The 19,340-nt window shown below is 67.0% G+C and carries 16 protein-coding genes and 2 pseudogenes; 12 read left to right on the forward strand and 6 right to left on the reverse strand.

Annotated features, from left to right (window positions below; translation table 11 throughout):
• Nucleotides 1-122: 122 nt before the first annotated feature.
• The 7 genes and pseudogenes from DRB96_RS05350 to DRB96_RS05380 all read left to right on the forward strand — a co-directional run bounded on the left by DRB96_RS05350 (nucleotide 123) and on the right by DRB96_RS05380 (nucleotide 5,249).
• On the forward strand, nucleotides 123-932 hold the full coding sequence (locus tag DRB96_RS05350; protein ID WP_112453225.1) for an MBL fold metallo-hydrolase: 810 nt from the start codon (nucleotides 123-125) through the stop codon (nucleotides 930-932).
• A gap of 290 nt (nucleotides 933-1,222) precedes the next feature.
• Nucleotides 1,223-1,645 carry a nuclear transport factor 2 family protein gene (locus DRB96_RS05355; protein WP_112447181.1) on the forward strand — a complete coding sequence of 141 codons (423 nt, stop codon included), beginning with the start codon at nucleotides 1,223-1,225 and terminating at the stop codon, nucleotides 1,643-1,645.
• Nucleotides 1,646-2,001: 356 nt separating this feature from the next.
• Nucleotides 2,002-2,982 (forward strand): zinc-binding dehydrogenase, encoded by a 981-nt coding sequence (locus DRB96_RS05360; protein WP_112453226.1) that lies wholly within the window; start codon nucleotides 2,002-2,004, stop codon nucleotides 2,980-2,982.
• A gap of 41 nt (nucleotides 2,983-3,023) precedes the next feature.
• On the forward strand, nucleotides 3,024-3,416 hold the full coding sequence (locus tag DRB96_RS05365; RefSeq protein ID WP_112447183.1) for an MmcQ/YjbR family DNA-binding protein: 393 nt from the start codon (nucleotides 3,024-3,026) through the stop codon (nucleotides 3,414-3,416).
• On the forward strand, nucleotides 3,413-3,796 hold the full coding sequence (locus DRB96_RS05370; protein ID WP_112447185.1) for an MmcQ/YjbR family DNA-binding protein: 384 nt from the start codon (nucleotides 3,413-3,415) through the stop codon (nucleotides 3,794-3,796). Before DRB96_RS05365 ends, DRB96_RS05370 begins: the two co-directional genes overlap by 4 nt.
• Nucleotides 3,793-3,939, forward strand: a pseudogene (locus DRB96_RS44275) (replication-associated recombination protein A); the annotation flags it as partial. The gene DRB96_RS05370 and the pseudogene DRB96_RS44275, both read left to right, overlap by 4 nt.
• A gap of 557 nt (nucleotides 3,940-4,496) precedes the next feature.
• Nucleotides 4,497-5,249 (forward strand): hypothetical protein, encoded by a 753-nt coding sequence (locus DRB96_RS05380; protein WP_112447187.1) that lies wholly within the window; start codon nucleotides 4,497-4,499, stop codon nucleotides 5,247-5,249.
• 15 nt (nucleotides 5,250-5,264) lie between these two features.
• Here the strand turns inward: DRB96_RS05380 and DRB96_RS05385 are convergent, their stop codons facing one another.
• The 5 genes from DRB96_RS05385 to DRB96_RS05405 form a co-directional block, all read right to left on the reverse strand.
• Nucleotides 5,265-6,452 (reverse strand): hypothetical protein, encoded by a 1,188-nt coding sequence (locus DRB96_RS05385; protein WP_112447189.1) that lies wholly within the window; start codon nucleotides 6,450-6,452, stop codon nucleotides 5,265-5,267.
• Nucleotides 6,453-6,739: 287 nt separating this feature from the next.
• Entirely contained in the window at nucleotides 6,740-7,600 is an 861-nt protein-coding gene (locus DRB96_RS05390; RefSeq protein ID WP_112447191.1) for a thermonuclease family protein, read from the reverse strand.
• 69 nt (nucleotides 7,601-7,669) lie between these two features.
• On the reverse strand, nucleotides 7,670-8,857 hold the full coding sequence (locus DRB96_RS05395; RefSeq protein ID WP_162688479.1) for a peptidoglycan-binding domain-containing protein: 1,188 nt from the start codon (nucleotides 8,855-8,857) through the stop codon (nucleotides 7,670-7,672).
• Nucleotides 8,858-9,075: 218 nt separating this feature from the next.
• On the reverse strand, nucleotides 9,076-9,381 hold the full coding sequence (locus tag DRB96_RS05400; RefSeq protein WP_112447195.1) for a hypothetical protein: 306 nt from the start codon (nucleotides 9,379-9,381) through the stop codon (nucleotides 9,076-9,078).
• Nucleotides 9,382-9,427: 46 nt separating this feature from the next.
• Nucleotides 9,428-9,754 carry a hypothetical protein gene (locus DRB96_RS05405; protein WP_112447197.1) on the reverse strand — a complete coding sequence of 109 codons (327 nt, stop codon included), beginning with the start codon at nucleotides 9,752-9,754 and terminating at the stop codon, nucleotides 9,428-9,430.
• A gap of 1,069 nt (nucleotides 9,755-10,823) precedes the next feature.
• Here DRB96_RS05405 and DRB96_RS05410 point away from each other — a divergent pair.
• The 5 genes from DRB96_RS05410 to DRB96_RS05430 all read left to right on the forward strand — a co-directional run bounded on the left by DRB96_RS05410 (nucleotide 10,824) and on the right by DRB96_RS05430 (nucleotide 17,903).
• The gene (locus DRB96_RS05410; RefSeq protein WP_162688480.1) at nucleotides 10,824-12,854 is read left to right on the forward strand and encodes a hypothetical protein; all 2,031 of its coding nucleotides are present in this window, start codon (nucleotides 10,824-10,826) and stop codon (nucleotides 12,852-12,854) included.
• 81 nt (nucleotides 12,855-12,935) lie between these two features.
• The gene (locus DRB96_RS05415; protein ID WP_112447200.1) at nucleotides 12,936-15,026 is read left to right on the forward strand and encodes a hypothetical protein; all 2,091 of its coding nucleotides are present in this window, start codon (nucleotides 12,936-12,938) and stop codon (nucleotides 15,024-15,026) included.
• A 215-nt stretch (nucleotides 15,027-15,241) separates the two neighbouring features.
• Nucleotides 15,242-16,540, forward strand: a complete 1,299-nt coding sequence (locus tag DRB96_RS05420; RefSeq protein ID WP_112447202.1) for a M12 family metallopeptidase — start codon at nucleotides 15,242-15,244, stop codon at nucleotides 16,538-16,540.
• Entirely contained in the window at nucleotides 16,537-17,565 is a 1,029-nt protein-coding gene (locus DRB96_RS05425) for an MvdC/MvdD family ATP grasp protein (protein WP_112447204.1), read from the forward strand. The genes DRB96_RS05420 and DRB96_RS05425 overlap by 4 nt, the downstream gene beginning before the upstream one ends.
• Entirely contained in the window at nucleotides 17,562-17,903 is a 342-nt protein-coding gene (locus tag DRB96_RS05430) for a YbaY family lipoprotein (protein ID WP_112447206.1), read from the forward strand. Before DRB96_RS05425 ends, DRB96_RS05430 begins: the two co-directional genes overlap by 4 nt.
• A gap of 157 nt (nucleotides 17,904-18,060) precedes the next feature.
• Here the strand turns inward: DRB96_RS05430 and DRB96_RS05435 are convergent.
• Nucleotides 18,061-18,195 (reverse strand): annotated as a pseudogene (locus tag DRB96_RS05435) (transposase family protein); the annotation flags it as partial.
• Nucleotides 18,196-19,340 lie beyond the last annotated feature (1,145 nt).

The following is a 19,340-nucleotide window of genomic DNA, read 5'->3' on the forward strand; positions in this document are numbered from 1 at the left end:
CCGACACACCGGCACGGTCGGTGCCGCCCGCACCCGGGCGGCGCGAACCTGAACCCACACGGCGGGCAACCCAGCCTCACACCTCAGCACCCCTCACTCTGCTTCCGGCAAAGGACATGATGATGAGTACTCTCGACTTCAAGGTCATCGACCTGGACTTCCCCGTCGGCTCGAAGAACAAGACCGCAACCCTCATCACCGGTGAGCAGGGCGCGTTCCTCATCGACACCGGGTTCACCCGCGCCGACGGACACCGGCTGGCCGCCGAGATCCTCGACTCCGGCAAGAACCTCACCAAGGTGTTCATCAGCCACGCCGACCCCGACTACTACTGGGGCGCCGAGGTCATCGCCGACGCCTTCCCCGATGCCGAGATCCTGGCGACACCGCTGGTGATCGAGCACATCAAGGCCGCGTACGAGGGCAAGCTCAAGGCCTGGGAGCCGGTGGGCGCCAACCGCCCCACCCGCCTGGTCGAGATGGCCGAACTGACCGGCGACCTCACCTTCGAAGGCCACGTCTTCCAGCTCAAGGGCGGCCACCCGGGACTGCCCGACCGCCACTACCTGTGGCAGGCCGAGCACCGGGCGATCGTCGCCGGCGTCCTGCTCTTCCAGAACGAGCACGTCTGGGTCGCCGACACCGGCAAGCCCCAGGACCGCGCCGTGTGGATCGAGCTGCTGGACGAGATGACGGCCCTCGACCCCGCCTTCGCAGTCCCCGGCCACCGGCTGCCCACTGCCGCCGCCCTCGACGCGAGCCCGATCGCCTACACCCGGAACTACCTCACCGCCTTCGAGGACGAGCTGGACAAGGCCGACAACGGTGAGGCCCTGACCAACGCCCTGGTCGCCCGCTACCCCGGATCCGGCATGCTCATCGCGGCCCAGCTCGGCGCGAAGGTCGCCAAGGGCGAAATGACCTGGGGCTGACCCACCCCGACCACGGTCCGGCCGGGACGCAGGCCGGACCGTGCCCGCCGAGCCCAGCGAGAACCCATGAGCACCACCGCCCGCGACACCCAGGCCGCCGGCCCCGCGCCCGCCAGTTCGGCCCCGCGCTCCTGGGGACCTACGGCTACCTCGCCGCGTACCTGATCGCGCCGGCCGGCGGCGCGGGCATCCACCAGTTGCTCCAACGCTACGCAGGAGCCAGGCGCGTACCCACCTACCGCCTGTGCCCCACCAGCACCCCCGACCCCATCTGAGAAAGGCCGTAACCCATGGAGACCACCGACTTCCACGCCTCCGCCGCCCCCGCCGATGTGGTGCGCCGCCAGTACGTCGCCTCCGCCAACGGCGACCTCGAAGCCCTGCGGGCCACCCTGGCCGACGACGTGGAGTGGACCGAGATGGCCGGCTTCCCCCTGGCCGGCACCTACCGCACCCCCACCGGCGTCACCTCCGCCGTCATGGAACAGCTCGGCGAGTCCTGGGACGACTGGGCCGCCCACGACGACACCTACGTCGTCGACGGCCAGAACGTCGTCGTCCTCGCCCGCTACACCGCCACCAACAAGGCCACCAACAAACCGCTCAACGTGCGCGTCGCCCACCACTTCGTCGTACGCGGCGGAAAGATCGTCCGCTTCGAGCAGTTCGTCGACACCGCCCTGGTCCGCGACGCCATGCACCCAGGCGCATAACCGCACCCGCCCAGTTCCCCGCCGGACGTCCTCGACCGGGGTCTTGAGCCCGTCGAGATCCAGCGCCGGCGACGTCACGGGGGCGGTGACGCGCCGGTCACGGTGCATACGTCCTCAAGGGCTTGTGAGGGGACCGCGAGCAGCGCGAATTGCCGCAGGGGGCGGCGCGGACGGAGCAGGCCGAAGAGTTCGGCCCCCGCAACGGCGTTCCGGGCGAACTGGTCGTCCGGCTCCGCCCGACCAAGGTCCACGCGCACGGCGGCGTCACCGATCGACCAACGAGCGCCGCATTGCCGAACCGAGGAATCACCATGAACGAACCGGCCAACCGTGTCGAGGAGACCGGGCCCCGCACGATGCGCGCCATCGTCGTCTTTGAACCGGGTGGCATTGACAAACTCGTCGCCACGGACCTGCCCGTGCCCCCGGTACGCCCCGGATGGGTCCGCATCAAGGTCAAGGCGTTCGGGATCAACGAGTCCGAGGTGACCACCCGCCGGGGCCTGTCCAGCCGCGACGTGACGCTGCCGCGGGTGCCCGGCATCGAGTGCGCCGGGGTGGTCGACGAGGCCCCCGCCGGCAGCGGCCTCACCCCCGGCCAGCAGGTAGCCACCATGATGGGCGGGATGGGGCGCTCCTACGACGGGGCGTACGCCCGGTACGTGCTGGTCCCAGCCGGACAGGTCATCCCCTTCACCTCGGACCTGCCGTGGGCGACGCTCGGCGCGCTCCCGGAGATGGTCCAGACCGCCTACGGCTCCCTGGCCACCGGCCTGGACCTGCGTGCCGGACAGACTCTGCTGATCCGCGGCGGCACGTCCACGGTCGGTCTGACCGCCGCCGCCATGGCCAAGGACCTGGGCGCCACCGTGCTGGCCACCACCCGCCGCCCCGACCGCGCGGACATGCTGCGCGACCTCGGCGTCGATCACCCCGTCTTCGACGACGGTGAGATCGCCGATGCCGTACGGGAGATCTGCCCGGACGGGGTTGATGCGGCCTTGGAACTGGTCGGCTGCGGGCGTCTGCACGACACCCTGCGCGCGGTCCGCCTCCACGGCACGGTCTGCTTCACCGGCGCGCTGGCGGACGAGTGGACCATCCCGGACTTCAGCCCCCTCGGCTTCATCCCGAACGGGGTACGGCTGACCGCGTACGGCGGCGCGGCCACTGACCTGCCTGCCGACGTCCTCGACCACCAGCTGCGCGCCGTCGCCGACGGACGCCTGAACGTTCGCGTCGCGAAGGTCTATCACGGCCTGGAATCCGTCCGCGAGGCGCAGGCCGACTTGGAGTCCGGCGCGTTCCCGGGCAAGCACGTCGTCGTACTCGACTGAAACGATGCTCAACCACCGGACACGAAAGGGAGGTTGCCCTGATGGATGGACAGACCCTGCAGGAGACGGCCCAGGAGCGAGGTGAGAGCCTGCCGATGGCCACACTGGAGTACCGGTTCGGGCCTGAATGGGAGGTCTTCAAGGTCCACGGCAAGGTGTTCATGCTCATGACGGAGGTGCCCGGCCGACCGGTCGTCATCCTCAAGTCCAGCCCGGGGGAGGCCGAAGCGCTGCGGGCGACACTCGCGGACATCACTACCGGCTCCCACATGAACAAGAAGCACGGGATCACCCTCGCCCCCGGTGCTTCGATCGACCCGCACCTGGTCGAGGACCTGGTCGCCGACTCCTACCGGCTGGTCGTCGCCCGACTCCCCAAGGCCAAGCAGCCCGTGAACCCGAAGACCTTCGGCATCCGCGCGGGGGCGCGGTGACCCTCACCGGTGCCCGGATCCAGCGGACCGCGCGCCGCACGGCCACCGGCCTCCCGGACGTCAGCCACGACCGCCCCTTCACCCCGAAGCTCGACGTCTACAAGACGGCGGGCAAAGTGTTCCTGATCGTCACCGATGCCCCCGACGAGCCTGCCGACCAGATCATCACCGTCAAGTGCGAGCCGGAGCAGGGCGGTTCGCTACGCATGCGCTACGAGAGCATCGTGCCGGGCCGCTATCTCAGCAAGGCGCACTGGATCTCGGTCGGCGCGGGCCCCGACATCACCGCCGACCTGATCGAGTACCTGGTCAGCCACTCCTACGACCTCGTCCACGGCCCACCGCCCAAGGACGCCTCGCTGAGCCAGGGCATCCGATGACCCACACCGAACCCGCGCTGCCCTTGTTCGGCGACGAGCCGCCGCGCCCGCCGGCCGATCGGCTGCGCCCGCGTACCCTCGCCGACGTGGTCGGCCAGAACCATCTCCTGGCCCCGGATGCCCCGCTCGTACGCCTGGTCGGCGGCGTCACGACAGCCTGGTTCGCATGGAAGTGCAGGCAGGGAGCCCTCTCGCCAGAGGGGGTCGATGTTCCTAATAAACTTCGATCTGACGCGTGCCGATGTACAGTGAAGAACGCCCTTGACCTGCGGAAAGCTGGCAGGGAGCCGTCTTCTAGGAGTTCAAAATGCTTCGCACCATGTTCAAGTCCAACACCTGATATCTGGGCATCCGTGTAGGTCAGAGACATGTTGTGGGGTCCCAGGTCAGCAAACGCTCAGCATGAGGTCGACCTGTGTTCCGCCGGCGCTGACCTACGGGCGCGACAGCTGAGGACTGGTCCGATGGCCTTCCGGCCTGTACCGGAAGGCTGCCCTGCACGGCCCGACAGCTCGCCCATGACGTGGTCTCGCTCTTCAAGCCCTGCGACTGTGTCAAGCCCGCGTGTTGCTCACACGCGCACTCGAGCCGCTTCCGGACACAGTGGGTCCGAGAGATCCGGACTGCGGCCCAGAGGCGGTGTCGATATCCTGGAAGGGAAGGTTTCACTGGCTCTCGAGACGAGTACAGGAGCGATGTCGTGGAGCTGCTGCCGGTCGAAATCAAGGTCAACATCGAGGGCGACGTGGCGGGGGCACTGTCGGCTCTCGGCGCCCCGCAGGGCGCGCTGATGACGCGTCGGATCTGGTTCGCCGAGGACCGGGCCGGTGTCGCTCAGGGGAAGGTATCGCTCCTGGACGCCGGTGTGATCGTACGGCTCAGGATCGGTGGTGGCCGGGATGACTTGGTCGTCAAGTTGCGTCCCTGCACCCGGGAACAGCTGGTCGGCCGGTTCTCCGCCCCGTTCGAAGTGGAGCCGATTACGTACAAGATCGAGGAGGACTGGTCAAGGAACGGCCGCGTGCTGGCGGCCTCCCTGGTGCACAGTCACCCGACGGGGGTACTACCGGCCGCGGTGGAGCCCGGGGCCGATCCCTCCGCGTTGCTCGACGCGGTGCAGGACCAGTTCCTGCACGCCTGCGCGCGCGACGTCCACTTGGACGGACTGGTCACTTTGGGGCCCATCTTCTCGACGAAGGTGGACGACGTTCCGCTCGACGACCTGGAGGTCGACCTGGAGGCGTGGTCGGCCGTCGGCCTGGACTTCCTGGAGGCCTCGATCCGTGTGAAGCCCAAGGACGGGGACGACGCGGAGGAGTTCAAGGAACGGGCCGAGCGCAAGTTGCGCAAGCTCGAAGAAGCGGTGCTCGAACGAGGGGTGACGCTGTCCGGGCTTCCTGACAGTAAGACCCACCGCGTGCTCACTGCGCTGGCGGCCGCCGCGCAGGGCTGAGTTCTTCGTCGATCCTCAGATGGCGATCACGGTCAGGTACTTGTCCAGCTGGGTCCGGGCCGCCGCGGCCACCTCAGCCAGACCGCCCTCGATCGTGTGCTCGACGGTGACGGTGCCATGCGTGATCAGGCTCTCCTGTAGGTGCACGCTGCCCGTCGGCGGATCGCTCTTGAGTGTCACCCGCGCGTCGCCGAAGACCTCGGCCCACCACCCGGGCGCGGGAGGTTCGTCCTGCCCGGCTTGGGGGGCGGTGGCGGCGGTGACATCGAAAAGCGATTCCCTGGCCATGCGGAAGACAGCCTTGCGGAGCTCGTCGGTGTCGCTGAGCCAGGCGCCGACGGAGGGGTCTACGAGCACGGTCCCGGCCGGGCGGGTCTCGGTCACATGCGTACGCACGGCGCCGACCGCGACAGCGGCACGGTAGGCGGCGCCTGCGGCGTCACCGCCGGGCCACGATTCTCCGGGAGGTACGGCCGCCGCGAAAACCTCGTGCAGTTTCTCGATGTCGATGTCAACGTCCGTGTGGACGATCGCCTGTCCGGTGTCGAACTGTTCGGTGAGCACGTTGCGGACGAGGAACGGTGGCGCGGCGGCGTCCCGCAGGTTGGTCACGACCGCTTCGGCCGCGGCAGGGCTGAAGGACACCAGGAACGAGCTGCGTGCCTGAATGTCGATGCCGCCCCCCGCTCCGCCTTGGACGCTCATGAGCAGCGGGCCGGGGCCGGTGGGCGGGTGCTCGACCACGCACGACACAGTGTTGGCGGTGATCGGCACCATGAGGAGTTCGGGCGCGGGGCCCCCGTCCCGGTGGGCGAACAACGGGGCGATCCGGGCGGGTGGATCGGGGTGGTCGTGGTCCGCGAGCTTCTCAACGATGCGGGCCGCCGCGCCGTCGGGCAGGGCGGCGGTGCACGAGAAGGTGCAGGAACCGCCGATGTACTCGGGGTGGGGACCCACGGGGGCCTTGAGCATGACGGTGGCCGAGAAGTCGAGGTCGGTGCTGCCGGACCGGGTCGCCACGGTCATTCGCGGCGGCTCGAAGTAGTACCGGGTGGGTTCGCCTGCGGCCGCGAGACCGGTGTTGTGGGCATCGGGCCGGATACGGACGCCGACAGCCGAATCCGCCGGCCCGCCGTCGTCGATGTCGATCACGAGCGAGTCGGGTCCGAAGACCGGCCCTGCGGGGAAGACGCTGTCAGGCATGGCACACGCCCCTGTCGGTGAATGGAGTTCGTGTCGGCGGGGCTCGTCGTCAGCGGAACACCGGGTCGGCAGCCGGCGCTGTCCAGTCCTCTGACGGCGGAGTCCACCGGCAGCGACACGTGCACGAAGTCGACGGTGTGCGACGGACTCAGCGTGAACGAGGGGCGCGGAGTCTGCTGGGAACCACGCGGTCCGGCCCGGCGTGCGTTATCGCAACCCCTGATTCTGTGGTCGACCGTCGGGTAGGACGGCGGGTGGGCTGTGGAACTGCTTCGATCGATGGAATGTCAGGAGTCCTCGAAGACCAGGTCCTCGGGTTGGTGCGTCATCCTCACGGTGTGCCCGTTCGCCACCTCGACGATGTGGTGCAGGCCGGCGCGCCGCTCACCGGTGGACAGGACGGAGTACCGGTCCTGGACGCCGGCCAGGAAGGCGGGGTAGCACGATAGGGGCATGGCCAGGCGCAGGTAGTCCAGCGTGCGGCGGAACAGCTTGGGGAGGATCACCACGTCGTCGGTCAGCGAGCTCAGTCCTGTGATCTTCGCTCCGGTCGTGGTCACGTCGCTCGCCCACAGACCCCGGCGGGCGTCCCGTGCCTGCACGGCCACGGCGGTCATCTCCGCACGGAGACTGGTGAACAGGCTCCGGTAGAAGGTGGGGTACGCCAACCCCTCGACGAGCAGATGGTGATTGACCGTCGTCCGCAGCACGGCGACGTCCACGTCGATCTCGAGGCCGCTGGTTCCGGGCGGAGCGCCGGCTCCGGCCAGGGCGATGCAGCGGCCGTGGACGTCGGCGCCGCGGGTGAGGACGAAGCCGGGAACCGTTTCCGGGGTGGTGGCGGTCACGGTCTCGTCCGGTTGCCGCTGGACGTCGGTGAAGCCGAGCGACGTCAGCAGGTCGTCGCGTGCGGCGTGGGCGAACTGGAGCGGCTGGTGGTCACGGGACGGGCCGTAGTGGGTCTCGAGCGCGTCGACCGCGTCCAGACGCAGCTTCGCGCGCCCGACCGCACTGTGCTCGACGGCACGGCCGCCGCCTCCACCGACGAGGTCCCACTCGGCCGGGTCATCGGCCGTGAAATGAACTGTGTCCCCGTCCGGCTGCGACCCCTTGATGTCGTAGAAGCCCTTGATGAGCAGCATGGGCATGACGACTCCTCAGCAGTGGATACGTTCCACCCCCCAGGGGCACCCTCGAAAAGGGCGCGGCGATCCGCGCTACACGACGTTGCGAAGATCTTGCAGGTACTGCTGGACGAAAGTGTTGAACGCGGTCTGCAGATCCTGTTCCTCCTCCAGCTCGGTGTCAACGCCGTCGGGATCCGGACCGAAGACGACGTCACCGAGGCCCTCCGGCCGGAATTCGCTCAGGTCCGCGGCGGCCATGAGGTTGTTGAGGTGAGTGGATTCCAGCTCGGTCTCCGTCGGGTCGCCCGGCGTCAGACTGCCCGCGGTGTCCTCCAGTCCGGCGACGCTCTGGAAGTCCGAGAGCGCACCGGCCGATTCCTCGCTGAACGAACCGTCGATAGCGATGAGCGATCCACCCGTACTGGCCCGCCAGTCGTTGAGGAGCGCCTGGACGTACCTGACGTCCTGGGGGTCGTTGTCCCCGCTCGGTCCGACCGAACCGCCCATGGGGGAGTTGAAGACGAGCACCGCCGGCCCGAGCACGCCGCCGCCGAAGATGATGACGGCCGCGGCGGCCAGCGCGGCGAGCGCGGCGATGACCGCTGAGACGATGATCGCCTTGGCGAACGACTCAAGCAGTTCCCCGTCCACCTCCGCGCAGATCTCGTAGACGATGACGCCCTCAGCTATCTCGGGCTCCGTCGCACGCCTGTAGTGCAGGGAGGCCTTGCAAGGGACGATGCCGAGATAGTTGCGCTGGTAGAACGTGATGGTTCGATCGGGATTGAATCGCGTTCCCTTTTCGTACTTCTTGAAGTCCGGTCTGTCTACGGCGAGGAAGTCCACCAGCGACAGGAACGTCTCGACCTTGGCCCGCGCGGCTTCCCTGCCCTCGGCAGAGTTGGGTTTGATCTCATAGAACTCCATACGTACGTCTGGTTCGTGGGTGATGATGTCCGGCACCGCGAACCGTTCGTTCTCGTCATCACTCGAGTCGACGGGCTTCTTGCGTTGCTCGCATGAGCCGGAGATGAATCCCTCGTCCGCCGGATCCAGCTGCTGGCGGGTGGCCAGGAAACTCGCAAGGAATCGACACCGTGTCGTATCGGACCTCTCGTCGAAGAAGTCCGTACCGGTGCCGCCACGTTGGTACGGGTTACATCCGCCCTTACTGAAGCAGTATTCCTGCCTGACGACCCACTCGACGACCGTGCCGACCTTGGCCGCTGCCCAACGGGGCGCACCGGCGGCACGGGGCGTTGTGCAGAACTTCGCCACGGGAGTCACCCCTACGCGTGCGTTTGGTGATTTCAGACCACTTGATTTGACGCTATGTGACGAGTGCCACGCGCGCTAGCGCGCGTCCCCACTACCAGCATATCCGGGCCGCCCTGGAGCGCACCTCGGAGACAGTCATGCGGTGCATGAAAAGTTGGTGCGTCAACCAAAGGGCGCGGAATGCGCCGAACTTGGCGACGCAGGCGCGGACCGGTCGGTCAGAGTTGGTCCACGCACTCGGTGAACGAACGGATCAGCAGCGCCCACGAGGCACCGCCGAGCAGCCCCACGAAACAGATGGCTGCCGTGGGGCCGAGCAGCTTCTCCAGGATCTTGATGACTACCGCAGACGCGATTCCCGCCAGCGCCAGCACGAGGGCCCTGTCGGAATCACGCAGGTTGCGATTCCACTCGACGACCCGGCGGATCGCGTCGGCCCCCAGGTTGCGCAGGTCCTCGATGATCGTGTCCACCGTGTTCTGGACCCGCGCACCGTAACAGTTAGCGAATTCCTCGATCGCCATATCTCTTCTCCCGTCTGTTCGGATTTTGACCGGGCGCCAGCGGTGCCTAGCCCTGACCCTGCACCTGGTCGAGCGTTTCGCGCGTCGCCTGCAGAAGCTCCGTGAGCCGCATGTTCGGGGTGCGGTCGTAGGCAGCGAGAATTGAGGAGATCTCAGGTGCGATGTTGACCGATGGATCTGCCAGAACCGAGCACACGGTGAATTCGAGAGAACTATCGTCGAACCCCTCGCGTACAGCGTCGTCCATGCCACTCATGAAGCCGTTGATGTTGTCGAGCGCACCGCCGATCACATCCGGTGCGGGAACGTCGACGGCATCCATCTGGATGCCACGCTGCGCGAGCGCCGCTGCGAAGTCCTCGTCGAAGGCCATGCGTGTTCTCCTCGATCGGCAACCCTGTGGCGGAGCACCGAGCGGCCCCGGCCGAGACCAACCCTGACCGAGTATGGAGATCCCGGCGTGCCCTTTGAACCATGTGGAGCACCACGAGAGGGCGGCCGGAACGGCGCAGGTCGCGGCCCGCAGCCCGCGTTTCCCCAGCTGCCGAGCTTCCGCTGCGCCCATTCGGAGGAGAGCATTCGCGGGGGTGACCCCTCACCGCCATTGCGGTGAAGGGTCAGGTGGCCGGAGGGGCCGGAGCTGGTCGTGCAGGAGGAAGAGATTCTTTGCCCTCCGAGTCGACCGGGCTGCGACAGTTCTCTGCCCCGGCCTGGCCGACGTCCACGAGCGGGCCGAATACGTCTTCAATCAGGCCACCCACCAGGGCATTGGACCTGACCCGCGACGGCTGCACCCTGCGGCGACTCAAGCCCCGCCACCACGACCGCTGAGGACGAGCCCCGGTCACTGGTGGCCGGCGGGGCCTTGCGAGAAGTTGGCCGGCGAATGCCGCACACCATTCCGGACCGGGCGGCTTCGCCGACTCTTGCTGCGCTGGGACCTGGGCCGTGTGGTGAGACGGTCGTGCGTGCGAGGCCGAGTTCGGGGTCGAGGTGGCGGGGTTGGGCGATGGGGGGCGTGCCTCGGCATGATGCTGCCGACGCTTATCTGGCGGGTGTCAGGACCGATTCTCCGTCCTGTTCACGGGCGAGCGGCGTGCCAGCTTGCACCACTTCGTAGAGGTCACCGACGGCCACACGATGGGAATGACGCATCCGTCCGAGGAGGGGGTCTTCGAGGATGCCTGAATCCCTGTCAAGCGGGCCTGCCGATCTCCTTGACCGGTACGGGACAGATTGCTCGGTCGTCCGACAGTTGCCGAACGAACTATCTGGGCAGGTGGCGGTTCAAGGGGAGTTGGGCCTACAGTCGAAGTAACTTCACAGCGCACCCGTCGACCGGCCTCCATGCCCACGAGGGAGCGGTGATTTTTGATGCGCCGGGCCGTACCGGGTGACTCCTCCAGCAGATCTGCTAGATCCTCCGGCAGGGGGTTCCACTCATGGCTGACTTCGCATCGGGAGTCGGGCCGTTGTTCGGTCCGAACTTCGTCATCGTCACCGTCAATGACGACACCGGCAGACCGTTCCAGCTCCAGGTGTACCCGGACGCGCACAATCCGGAGCTGCGGCAGGCGGGCCTGCCCACTCAGTACTACTTCCAGCCCGCCCGCGTCTTCCTGGCGCGGAAGCAAGATTCCCCGCAAGACTTCGACTTCCAGATGACCCTGTTCAAGGGCCTGATGTCGGAGGAGGCGCACGTCACGCCCGGCGATCTGGCCGGCACCGAACTGGGCGGCGGCTTCTGTGCGTTCTCGACGACGTTCGCCATTCCGCCCAGCGTCATCACCGGCGCGATTCAGAAGCTGAAGCAGCGGGAGCACGAGATCCCGGCACGGATCGGGCCCTTCTTCAACTTTCAGGACAACGATCCGGAGCCGTCGCTCGGCATCATTCCGATCACGGAAAGCGCCGTGGTGTGTTCCGTTCAGGATCCGGTCGTCACGGGCGGAAAGATTCTCATGACCGCCCAGCACAGCGGGAAGGGCAGCATCGAGGCGCAGGGCATCTGCTCGTTCCTGATCAGTTGTAACCTGCCGGCCGCGGGCCAGATCGCGAGCGCGCTGAAGGCCGGTGCCTCGCCGCCGTTCCTGGTCACCAACGCGCTCCAGGAAACCTTCTACATCAACGGTGTCACGATCGAAGTGGATGTCGACATCGACAAGGTGTTCGACTCCTTCTCGGCCGCGGTCTCCGCAGGCGGCCTGTTCCGCATCAACTCGCTCGAAGCGGAGTTTGCATACCAGAGGTGCATCACCAGCGGCGCCATCAAAACGCACATGACGCAGAACAATGCGGTGCTCGACGCGGAGACCAAGAAATGGGTGGAGGAGAACGTCAACGAGATGAAAAAGACGGCGCTCGAGCTGGTCAAGCACGAGATCTTCGACTTCGACCCCGCCAAGAGCGATTCCAAGGCGACGGCCGACCGCGGTTGGTTCAGCGGGCTGTTCGGAGGCTCGGCCGTGTCGATCAAGTCCACGCATGCCCACAATGGGGTCCACGTCCGCCAGGAGTTGGTCCTCGACCAGACGGTAGCCGTGAGCCATACCGTCAGCGGTAACCTCAACGACCTCTTGCCTGCCGTCCGGGCCGATCTGAACAAGTATCTGTTCATCATCGACATCGGCGAGTTCTTCAAGAAGGTCCAGGTCGCCGGGTTCTGCGAGGTCAACTTCAGTGAGAAGCTCTCCGACGGCACCGTACTGAGGAGCCCGCTCAGGGCCGTCCAGCTGGAGGCCGGCTACCCCGACTTCTCGAGGCCGATGGAGAATGGCCAGGTCAACCTGACCATGCGGACGAGCGGCCAGCACTACATACCCGGCGAGACGGAGCCGACCGGTGCGGAGAAGCCCGCCGTCTGGCGGGAGCTGACAGCCAGGGACTTCGTCAACGTCTCGTTCTTGCGGCTGGACAACCCTGTTGACGGCTGGCCATCGGACCAGGTGAAGCTGCGGCGTAAGTTGATCTTCGACGGGCAGGACCCCCGGGTCAACCTCTCCCGGGCGATAGCCCCGACCGACCCGGCGGTGGCCGTGATCGAGGAACTGACCACCGACCACGCCCCGGTCATGACCGCGAGTCAGGTCGGCTACGTGTTCGTGCGCTTCATGGTGTCTCCGGTCCGGCTCCCGTCCAACATCACCGTCCAGATAACGCCGACCATCGGCGACGACACCTTCCCGCCGATCGTGGTCACCAAGGACAACGTGAAGAACGCGTTGTGGGAGGTGTACTCCGACAAGTACGTCCTGGCGGAAGAGATCAGCTACACCATGTCGGTCGAGGTGCTCGGGCCCAACTTCACCGACGAGCCAGTCTTCTACTCGACCTCGGAGCCGGTTCGGGTTCCCGTCTCGGAAGGGCTGATCAAGTACATTCCGCAATTGCCCGCTCCGTTGCCGAGAGCGCCCGCAGACAAGATCGAGACCATCAACCGGTACGTCCTCGCGGCCGCCAATGTCACCACGTGACACCACCGGACCGCATGTCCCGGACGGGCGGGCCGAACCGCCCGTCCGGGACGCGACGGATCATCCCGACGGGAAGACACCATGGGACAGATGGAGCAGGGGTTCGACGAATTCCTCGTCGCGGAGCCGAAGCACTGGCTGATGGGACGGACAGGAGACCACATCAACTCGGTCTTTAACGAGAACAGGAGCGCCGAACTCCCTGCGGATGTGCCGCTGCTCCCGCGCCTGGAGAGCAGTTCTGCCCCCGATGTGCTCGCCTTCGGCCCCTTTCCCGAGGCAACGTGGTTCCTCCCGTCGTACGTCCTGCCCGCCCGGGACCCGAAATTCGCTTTCGACGTCGTCCAGCCCGGCGATGTCGCCGCCGACGGAGGACCGTTCAACCGCGCCACGCTCACCCTGACGTTGAAGGAGGTGTTGTCGGACAGCGTCCTCTCCTCCGTCGAGTCGGGGCAGCTGCACCCCGTGCCGGACCTGCAGCCGGTCGTGAAGCTGGCCGTGCCCATCACGGAGTCCGACGGATCGGTCAGCGTCCATACGGTAATCGGCAGCACGGCCACGGTCAGCGGGACCAGTTTCACTGCCACCTTCGAGCTGTCCGGTTCGCTGGTCGAGGCCGCCTATGTGCACCTCACCCGGCGCGGCGAGCTGCGGCTGGAGTTCGAGCCGACCTACTCCGGATACCAGACGACCCTCGTGACGTCGCCCGACACCGGCTTCCCGGTCCACGGGCCGATCTTCCAGGGATTTCAGTTCGAAGTCTTCGGTGACGGCGGCGACACCGGGGGCGCTCCCTTTGAGCCGTCCCTCATCGACCGGATCGGCGCGTACGTCTTCTTCCCCTGCACCGCCCGCTTCCACCGCAGCCTGTCGCTCGGCCTCAACTTCAACACCGATGACCACCGCAGCCGGTTCACTATCACGGCAGAGGGCATGACCCGGCCCATCATCGACGGCAACGACCTCAACGCCTTCGCGGGACCGCGTTCGGAGTACCGAGAACTGACGACGCTCGGCGACATCGTGACGAAGTACCCGTCGCTCCAGCGCATCTTCTTCGGCCAGGTCAGCGGCACGGTGATCGCTGTTCCGGACGCCTACGGGATCCTCGTCACCGCGCAGGGCGCCCTCGCGGCCCTCGACTCCATCGTCGACGAGTCGCCCGCTTCCCTCAGCGGCTGCCGGTTCCACTTCACCTTCACGGTCGGTCCGATGGCCGACCCTATCGACATCGCCCGCCTACGGGCGGACGTCACCGGTATCCCGGAGGCCGTCGGACGCACCCTGCACGTCGCCCTGCCGAGTGGGCTGGACTCCCGTACTCCGTCCACCCTCCAAGGCTTCCCGGCCGGACAGGTTGCCTTCGCCGATGGCGACGGCACCACCATCCAAGTGGGCGTCGACATCTCCGACGACCGGCCCACGCCGGCCGCGACCCTCGTCAACCTGTTCCTGCAACAGCTCGCGTCGCCGGGGCCGGCACCGCTGTTCGGCACCATCGCGGTCCGGCTCGACGACGTCTTTCCCCAACCCGTGCGCACCCAATTGCTGCTGAACCTGCGCCGGACCGCCCACAGCGGTGACCTGGTGACCACTCGGCAACCCGGGTCACAGCCCAGCGCCCAGGCAGAGAACCGGGGACCACTCGACCTCAAGCTCCTCCAGTGCGCAGATGTCAGGGACGGCCAGGGCCCGGCGCCGATCGTGCCCCTCGGGGGCAGGGTGCTCGAAGCTGGACAGACGACCACCCTCCAGGGCGTCGGCTCCGGCACGGTGGTGGAGGTGTCGCGCACCCTGGAAGTCGCCGCTCCGCTACCGAAGGCAGACATGCTGACCTTCCTCGCGTTCCACACCCACACCGTGCAGGAGGTGCAGCATCCGCTCACGGTGAACGCGGCCGGGCTGAACTTCGAGGCGGAGGGTGTCAGCACCATCAAGGCGGAGATCACGCTCATCGCCAACCCAGGGGACCCGGTGCCCGCGTTGACGCTGAGCCCGTCCCACACCGTCGACTTCGTGCACGTCTCGCTCCCGGTGGACTCCGCCATCACCGGTCTGGACAGCACGGTCGTGCTGACCGTGAACACAAGCTCCGGCGCACGGACCGTCTCCGTCCCACACGACTTCGTCGACGAGCCCATTCTCGTTGTCACGTCGTCGACGATCCACTGACGAGAACCACCCGCGGACCGAACCACCCGATTCCTGGTGCACCCGATGGGCCCGCCGAGGGCGTCGCGGCGCATCCTCAGGGGTGAGTGGGCATGCCCGGTGATCTGCATCCTCGCCGCAGAGAAGTCTTGGTTACGCCACCTGATTGGGGGCTTTAGGCGAGTGGCGGGACGTGGAACACATGGGTAGACAGCCCCCAGGCACTGAGGTGAGTGATGAACGCCAGTCCGTCGAAGCCGGGGCGTGGTGCGAAGAAGACCGCGTCGAAGTCGAGCACGGCCCGAACGAAGTCCGCCTCTGCGAAGAATTCCGCTTCCGCGAAGAAGGCTCCTTCCCGCAAGCGGGCTGCTTCGGACACCGGTGCCCCGGACACGTATGGCTCGGGTGTGCGTGGCAGCGGTGAGTACCGGACCGGACCCGTCTCCGGGACCGCGCTGGTGGATGGGGCGACGTTCCGCCACAAAGGGCTGATGTTCGCCGACGTGAACGGCAAGGCGATCTTCGAAGGCGACATCGTCCTCGGCACGGTCGAGGAGATGAAGGCCGTCGTTCCTGCACCCGGCGACATGGAGTCCCGCGTATTCGCCTCGGTGGGAATCGTGGGAGAGAACTATCGCTGGCCCAACGCGCTCATTCCCTACGAAATTGACCCCGCCCTGCCGAACCTGGAACGCGTGACACGAGCCATTGATGTCTGGACCTTTCGCACGCGCATCCGCTTTGTCCTGCGCACGCCCGCGAACGCGGATCAGTACCCCGACTTCGTGCGCTTCACCCCTGGCGACTCGTGCAGCTCTCCGGTCGGGCGGAAGGGCGGGCTTCAGGTGATCGAACTCGGCCCGAGATGCGGTCTCGGAAGCGCCATGCACGAAATCGGTCACTCAGTGGGTCTGTGGCACGAGCAGAGCCGCGAAGACCGCGATCTGTTCATCGAGATCAAGTTCGACAACATCCTGCCGGACGAGCACTACAACTTCTACAAAGCGGGTGGCGACGGAGACGACTTCGGCCCCTACGACTTCTCGTCGATCATGCACTACGGGTGGAACGCATTCGCCATCGACGAGTTGAAACCGACGATCGTCCCGCGGCATCCGCTGCCCCCCGGCGTCGTCATGGGGCAGCGTGAATTTCTGTCCGACGGTGATGTGGAGGGCGTCCACGCGCTCTATCCGCCCGCTCCTCAGACGTCCAAGGAAGTGGCCAAGGACCGCATCGAGGACTGGACGCTGAAGGAGCTGCCCAAGGACCCGACCCATGACCAGCCGCCGAAGGGGATCGACTTGCAGACACCTGCCCTGGTACCCACCAGCCCTTACATCCTGGCCACAGGGCATCAGGCGCCGTCCTTGGTTGGCCAGGCCGACGGTCTCGCGGCTGAGGTGGGCCGGCTCGCCGAGGCTGTGGCCGGGCTCCAGCAGAGCATGACCGCCGTGATGGCGGACCACACGCAACTCGTGGGCAGGCTCGACTATCTGCTCGGCCGTGGCGTTTCTACCGGGCCGCAGCAGTGATCCTCATCGTGTCGTACGAGGAGGATCACGCACTGGCGGTGATGAGCCACCTGGAGGCGGCCGGGCGCGAGGTTCTGCGTATCGACCTCGCTGATTTCCCCGTACGCGGTGCGATCAACCTCGAGTACCCCCTTGTCGGGAGGCCAGAGCTGACCCTCACCACCCCGGCCGGCCACGCAGAGCTCGATCGGTGCCACGCGGCATGGTGGAGGCGAGTACGGCCCTTCACCTGTGACCCCAAGCTCGGTTCCCCGCTGGACCACCATTTCGCGGTCAGCGAGACAGGCCAGGCGCTGCACGGTCTCTTCCAGGCGATGGACTGCACCTGGGTCAACCCCCCTCTCCTGGACGGGATGGCCCAGCACAAGCCCTACCAGTGGGAGGCCGCGCGCAGAGTCGGTCTGACGCTGCCGCGTACTCTCGTCACCAATCAGCCCGAACGAGCTCAGCGGTTCGTCGACGAGGTCGGAATCGGGCGCACGGTGTTCAAGTCCTTCCTCGCCACCACCGAGGCATGGCGTGAAACAAGAGTCGTGCGACTACAGGACCTGGAGCATCTCGAGGCCGTCCGCTACGCCCCGGTCATCTTCCAGGAGTTCGTGGCCGGGGTCGATCTCCGCGTCACGATCGTGGGCGAGCGCGTCTTCGCGGCCGAGATCGACGCCACCGACACCAGCTATCCCGTCGACATGCGGATGGTGATCGGTGAGTCCAAGGTCCGGCCGGTGACCCTGCCGGCGGCCCTCACTGCGACGCTGCTCCGGCTCATGCGCCACCTCGGGCTGGTGTACGGCGCCGTCGACCTGCGCCGCCGGCCCGACGGACAGTACGTCTTCTTCGAGGTCAACCCCGCTGGTCAGTGGCTGTTCGCCGAGGAGCACGCGGGGCTGCCGATCACGAGCGCGGTCGCCGGGCTTCTGTCACGCCTCGACGCCATGGGATCCCAGCGGACCAGCAGGGTGGGCGAGAACGTCGTCGCCGAACGGACGGCGCCGAGGCCGGCCAGTTCGGTGGCCGGACCATGAGCTACGCGGTCACCGGCACGGTGACCATGCCTGCCGACGCACCCACGACCCGCGCGGCACGGGTGGTGGTGGAAGTGCGCAGCACCTCACGGAGCGACGCGCCCTCCACCGTCACGGGGAGCCAGTCGCAAACGGACCTGGAGCTCACCCCCGGCGCCAGTGTTCCCTTCCGCGTCGACGTGGACGATCTGGACCCTGGGGAGACGTACGGCATCCGCGTCCACGTCGACCTCAACGGCAGCGGGATCGTCGAGGCCGGCGACCTGATCACGACCCGGACCACCGCCGTATCCGCCCAGCAAACCCAGGGGATCGTGGCGGAAGTCAGCAGGGTGTGAGAGTCAGAGTCCCCTCCGCGCCGGAGGGGACCCTCACCGCTCGGGCCCGGAAGGGGCGCCGCCCGTCGTGCCTCCAGGGGGATGGATGCCCACAACCGGGCGGCCCCACCCCGGCCGCTTCAGTACCGTCAGGTTCAGCGTCGGCCGGGCGGGCGGCAGGTTCGATCGCGAGCAGCGGCCGCAGTCGCTGGATCCCCTGGCACACCGTCGCCGGCGAGCAGCCGAACAGCGGCGCGAGCTGCCTCATGATGAGGTTCGTGCGGTAGTACGCGGCCACCAGCACCCGGTCCTGAGCACCACGAAATCCCAGTCACAATCAACATCTGAGATCTCTACCGAACCCGGAACGGTTCAGCCCGGGCGGGACGGAGTAGCGGTTGCCGGTGAAGGAGACGAGTCCTGTGGGCCGACGACGCGGGTCTGATCCAGCTCAGCGGGAAACGGGCGGGCGGTTCCAGCAACGGTTCGGCCGCGGAGAGCGCGCCGACGGTGGTCGAGGCTCCGTCGAGCTTGAGTTTGCGGCTGTCCAGCTGCCATCGACGCAGGGGTAGCTGCCCGCACGGCTCGCGCGCAGTACATCGGCCAGGAAGGCCGGTCCACATCCTGCTGGGTGAGCAGGCGTTGTACACCGATTTCGGCGGGTCGGAAGATGCGAGCCCAGCTTCTCCGGCTGCTGGAGGCCACGGACCTGCCGGTCCTGTCTCTGGGGATCATCCCGGCCCGAGCTCGCCTCCCGGTCCATCCGGGAGGCGGCTTCTCGGTCTTCGACGACAGCAGGGTCGAGGTCGAGGGATACCGTGGGGCCGAAACAATCAAGGATCAGGATCGGCTTGCCTTATTGCGCAGGGCGTTCGGGCGCCTCCAGCCCTCCACTGTCAATGGACAGGCTTCCCGAGACCTGATCGAATCCGCGCTGGCGACGACCTGGGTCGCCGGGTTGCGGGGAGGGTGATGCCGACTGGCGACATCAGGAGCAGGGGCGCGAAGCCCTCGTCCGCGATCGTGCGTGATCCACTGGGTTCGGTTGGCGTTGACCAGGAAATCCGGTCCGTGACCGGTCCGGGAGGGCTTTCGGGGACTGCGAGTCGTCCTGTGTCCTCCCCTACCTGATGCACTATCAGGTAGGTCGGCGTCAGTCCCTGAACACTTCGAAGCGGCTGTCCGATTCGGCGCCTGCTCTGCGGCGTGACAATGGCCTGGTTCGCACGGAAGTGCAGGCAAGGGGCCTTCTCGTCAGAGGGGATCGATGTTCCTAAACATCCTTGCTCTGACGCGTGCCGGTGTAGCGTGCGGGACGCACTTGACCTGCAGACATCTGACATCTTGGCGTTTCCGCAGGTCAGCGGCGTGGCGACGAGGCTTTTAGTCAGCGATCCCTGGCTCATATATCGCCGGAGGGGACGCCTATGTCGTGCCAGGTCCAGGCCGGGGAGCGGC

Origin of the sequence: Streptomyces sp. ICC1, assembly GCF_003287935.1 — a bacterium.
In the GTDB taxonomy this organism is placed as follows: domain Bacteria; phylum Actinomycetota; class Actinomycetes; order Streptomycetales; family Streptomycetaceae; genus Streptomyces; species Streptomyces tritrimontium.